Origin of the sequence: Cupriavidus sp. SHE (genome assembly GCF_000812445.1) — a bacterium.
Taxonomy (GTDB): Bacteria; Pseudomonadota; Gammaproteobacteria; order Burkholderiales; family Burkholderiaceae; genus Cupriavidus; species Cupriavidus metallidurans.
Window position 1 is genome coordinate 1 of record NZ_JWMB01000080.1, and the last position, 4,631, is coordinate 4,631.

At 64.7% G+C, this 4,631-nt stretch carries 4 protein-coding genes; 3 read left to right on the plus strand and 1 reads right to left on the minus strand.

What is annotated here, in order from left to right; all coding sequences use genetic code 11:
* The 3 genes from RN01_RS30265 to RN01_RS30275 form a co-directional block, all read left to right on the plus strand.
* Positions 1-932, plus strand: a 932-nt coding sequence (locus RN01_RS30265) for a DUF2957 domain-containing protein (protein ID WP_039016823.1), incomplete at its 5' end; no start/stop codon positions are given.
* Positions 933-984: 52 nt separating this feature from the next.
* Positions 985-2,271, plus strand: coding sequence for a DUF2957 domain-containing protein (locus RN01_RS30270; protein ID WP_017512523.1), 1,287 nt, complete (start codon positions 985-987; stop codon positions 2,269-2,271).
* A gap of 17 nt (positions 2,272-2,288) precedes the next feature.
* On the plus strand, positions 2,289-3,149 hold the full coding sequence (locus tag RN01_RS30275) for an OmpW family protein (RefSeq protein WP_008642789.1): 861 nt from the start codon (positions 2,289-2,291) through the stop codon (positions 3,147-3,149).
* Positions 3,150-3,223: 74 nt separating this feature from the next.
* On the opposite strand, the gene RN01_RS30280 is transcribed toward RN01_RS30275, so the two are convergent.
* Positions 3,224-4,631, minus strand: a 1,408-nt coding sequence (locus RN01_RS30280) for an efflux transporter outer membrane subunit (RefSeq protein WP_039016824.1), incomplete at its 5' end; no start/stop codon positions are given.

Below are 4,631 nucleotides of genomic sequence, written 5' to 3' on the forward strand. Positions count from 1 at the left end.
TGAAACCGGTCCCCGCATCCGACGGCGCATCGCAGGCCATCATCGCCCCCGCCAATCCGCCGATCATTTTCATCGGCAACGGCGTGGCGGGTGGCGGCATTCCTGGCGCAACGATCCAGTATGGCGGCCTGCTGGGGCTCGGCAAGATCCCACAGCGCACGTTCCCGATGTACCCGGTGCTGGCATTCGCGCAGACTGAGACCGACTTCAGCAAGATCGCGGGCACGTACAACCTGCTCGGCTATCACCTTGTGCCGTCCGGCGGCAAGTTGACTGGCGCCACGAACTACGCGCCCGCTACCGCCAACACCGTGGAAACACTCAACGCCGATGGATCATGCGTGTCGGCCAGCGGCGGGTCCTGCCTGTCTACGGGCCAACCCTGGCATTTGCGTGCCGGTAACGATGGCGCGTTCGGCAGTGACAACGATGGCGGGGCGGGCAGCAAGCCTTATCCACACTTCTATGCCAACGCGCTCGCACCAGCGAACGCGCGCGCGCGCGGCGTGCTGGTGGTCGGCAAGCTAGAGGGCAAAAAGGTGCCGCTGCTGGTCCGCGTGGGCTCCGCCTACATCAACGGACTGGACATCAGAGTCGACGACGAATCCGGCATTGCCCTGATGACGCCAACCACCACGGTCACCCAGGCCAGCATGCAGGGCAGCTACATCGGCTCGGGCAGCGACTTCAAGTACCTGTCTTCCACGGTCCAGAACAACCTCGTTGCGTTGATCGACCCGCAGGACCCGTCGCTCAAACCGGTCGGCGGATTCCAGATGGACTTCACGCAGGCCACGCGGCCCGGCGTGGTAGCCACTGTCGACAACAGCGGCGTCGCGGGATCGGTCATCACCACTGGCCCCGTGTATGCCCACCTGTTCGGCCCCGCAGCAGATCCAACGTTCCGTGTCAGCGCGCTGGCCAGCCGCTGACGCAAAACATCCACTGCCTCACACATAGAAGAACCCCATAGGAGACATCATCATGCCGCTGCCGCAATCGCATCAACCACGTTCCGCAGCTTCGCTGCGGCCCTGGGCGCCACGCCTGGCGCTGGCACTGGTTACCACCGCGGCACTCGCCGGATGCGGCGGTGGTGGCGATGGCGACAGCGCGCAAACCGCAGTGCCCGCTGCCGTGCCTGCCCGACTCTGTCCTGCATCGGTCGACTATTCGACGCCTTATGTCGGCGGCACCGGATCGGGCGAACTGGTGAGCGTGCAAATCGACACCACGAAGATGACGTGGGCCGTCACGTTCCTGGATTCGTCGGTCCCACGCATCACGGGCACGGTACAGCCAACGCGCTCCGACCCCACCAATGGGCAAAACGTGGTGACCGGCAAGCTGGCGCAGGAAACCGGCCTGCCCACAGACAAGCTGAATCAATGCGCATTCCAGTTGATCGGCGCGAGTCTCGATGCATCGCGGCCGGCACGGCTGTTCCTGGGCGAAGGCGTGATGGGCGGCACGATCCCTGGCGCGCGTATCCAGTTCAACGGCATTGCCGGTGCCGGCGCCGTGCCCGACACGACGTTCCCGTACTTCCAGTTCATCGGCTTCGCGCAGACCGAGACGGACCTGAGCAAGATCGCGGGCGTCTACAACGGGTCGGGCTTCCATGAGATTCCATCGAAGAATTTCGCGCAGGTCGCGCAGGACTACAAGATGTCCCTGGCCGCCGATGGTTCATTCACGGTCTGCGACAACAAGACCGGCGGCACCTGCAAGCAGAAAGGCAACAAGTTCGTGCCGCAAGGCAACGGCTCGCTGCTTTCCACCAACTACGAAGGCGAGCAGCAACCAAGCCTCGGCGGCGTGCTGGGCCGCGCGTACCTGATCGTGGGCAAGCTGCGTGGACAACTCGTGCCGATCATGATTCGCGTCGGCTATGCCAATGCGTCGTTCACGAACCTGCAACCGGTGGGCGCCGATGACGAGATCGGCATCGGCATGATGGCGCCGGCGGTGTCGATCACACAAGGTAGTGTCAATGGCGAGTACATCGGCGTGGACAGCAACTTCGACTACCGCACCACGGCGCTGGTGGGTGCCGATGCCGCGCAACTGGACCCGTTCCGCGCGGCCGACGCCACGCTGGCCACGGCGCTGAAGCTCGACTACTCGCAGACTACCGCTGGCGTGGTGACCACCACGCGCAAGGACAACGCCACGATCACGGGCAAGTTCATGTTCACCGGCGGCGTGTTCGGCTTCCTCGAAAACCGCACCACCGGCCCGTACTTCACGGTCGGCGCCTTCGTGCAATAACGACCCAGGGGACCGACATGCATAACAAACGCCTCTCGCTGGCCCGCCTGCTTTCGATCGCTGCAGCCTTTCTCGCCTGCAGCGCCTTCATGGCCACCACCGCGCATGCGCAAAAGGCCGGGGACAACGTCGTATCCGCGGGCTGGTTCCATATTGAGACTTTCGGCACCAGCGGCCCGTTGACCACAACCCTGCTCGATGTGCCAATCAACTATCCGCTTGGACTGCCGACGTCGTTCTCGGCGCCAGGCAGTGGCCTGTCGACGTCGAATGCCGACACGCTCGGCTTGACGTTCAGCCACTTCGTCACCGACAACATCGCGATCACAGCCGTGGGCGGCATTCCGCCCGAGTTCAAGATCTACGGACACGGCTATCTGATTCCGCCGGGCCCAGCCGGCGCGCTGGGTCACCAGAGCCTCGGCGACCCGTCGCTGAATCCGATCATCACGCGTGCACGTCAGTGGAGCCCGGCGGCAATGGTGCAGTATCACTTCCGCGCTCCCGATGTGACGTTCCGCCCGTTTGTCGGTGTTGGTGTCTCGTACAACTTCTTCACCAATATCGACGTCAATCCGGCGTTCGCCGCATCGGTGAACAATAACCTCGGCGCGATCCTGGCTGCGGGTGCGGGTATTCCGGGTCCGACGTCGGTCCACGCCGATGCGTCGTCGTCGTGGGCGCCGGTCTTCAATGTCGGCGGCACCTACAACTTCACCGAGCATTGGGGTGTCACTGGGGCGGTCACGTACATCCCGCTCAAGAGCGAATCGACGATGACGATCAAGGCATCGGACGGCACCGTGTTGTCGACCTCCAAGACGACACTGCGGCCAAACCCGCTGGTGTTCTTCCTCGCGGCGACCTACAAGTTCTGACCGACGTCGGCCACAACGCAAAAAGGGCGAAGCCTTGATAGCTTCGCCCTTTTTTGCTGAACCGAAACGATGACTTACTGCGTCGTCGTTGTCTGTGGTACCGGCTGCTGCGCCACCGGTCCTTTCTCCACCAGCCCGCCACCCAGCGCGCGGTAGAGGTCGATCGAGTTCACCAACCGCAACTGCCGTGCCGCAACCAGATCCTGCTCGGCCGAGAACAGTTGGCGCTGCGCGTCGAGCTCGTCGAGGTAGCTCGCCACGCCGCTGCGGAAGCGCATCCGCGCCAGTTCGTAGCGCGCGGCTTCCGCGTCACGCTGCTGTTCCTGGCCTGCCACCTGGTCCTCGAGCGTGCCGCGTGCCACGAGGGCATCGGCCACTTCGCTGAACGCGGTCTGGATCGTCTTCTCGTAGTTGGCGATCTGGATGTTCTTGCGGACGTTGGACAGGTCCAGGTTCGACATGTTTCGGCCGTAGTCGAAGATCGGCAGCACGAGTTGCGGCGCGAACGACCACACGTGGGCGCCCGAGTCGAACAGGTTCGTGAACGAGGTGCTGATGGTGCCGGCATTGGCCGTCATCGTGATGCGCGGGAAGAATGCGGCCCGCGCCGCGCCGATGTTGGCGTTGGCCGACAACAGCTGCTGCTCGGCCTGGCGGATGTCCGGACGCTGCGTCAGCAACTCCGAGGGCAGGCCCTCGGGAATATCGCTGATGATGTGTTCGTCCGACAGACGCATCGGCGCAGGCAGGCTCGGGATCTCGGCGATCGGCTTGCCCACCAGCACTTCCAGCGCGTTCTGCGCTTGCGCGCGCTGACGCGCCAGCTGCGCCGCGGCCACGCGGGCCTGCGCCACCAGCGATTCGTTGTCGCGCAGGTCCAGCGCGGACGTCGCGCCGGCGCTGAAGCGCTTCTGCGCCAGTTCGTACGTGCTCTGGCGCGCCTTGTAGGTGTCGCGTGCCAGATCGTACTGCTCGGCAAAGGCGCGTTCGGCCAGATAGGCCTTGGCAACCTCCGAAACCAGCGAGATATACGCGGCGCGGTGCGCTTCCTCGGTGGCCAGGTACTGCGCCAGCGCGGCGTTCGAGAGGCTACGCACGCGGCCGAAGAAGTCGAGCTCCCACTGCGTCACCGACAGGCCGACCTGGTACACGTTACCCGTGAACGACTGGTCGATACCCGACGAGGCACCCGAGAAGCGGCCGCGCTGGAAGCCGGCATTCGCATTCACGGTCGGCAGCAGGTCGGCGCGCTGGATCTGGTACTGCGCGCGCGCCTCTTCGATGCGGAGCGCGGCGGTACGCAGGTCGCGGTTGTTCTCCAGCGCCGCCTCGATCAGCCCTTGCAGGCGCGGGTCGGTGAAGAACTCGCGCCAGCCGATCTCGGTGGCGCGGCGCGTTTCACCGCTCTTCACCTCGGCCGAGGCATAACCTTCCGGCGCTGCCGGGTAGCCGCCCGCCACAGGTGCGGCGGGGCGGGCATAG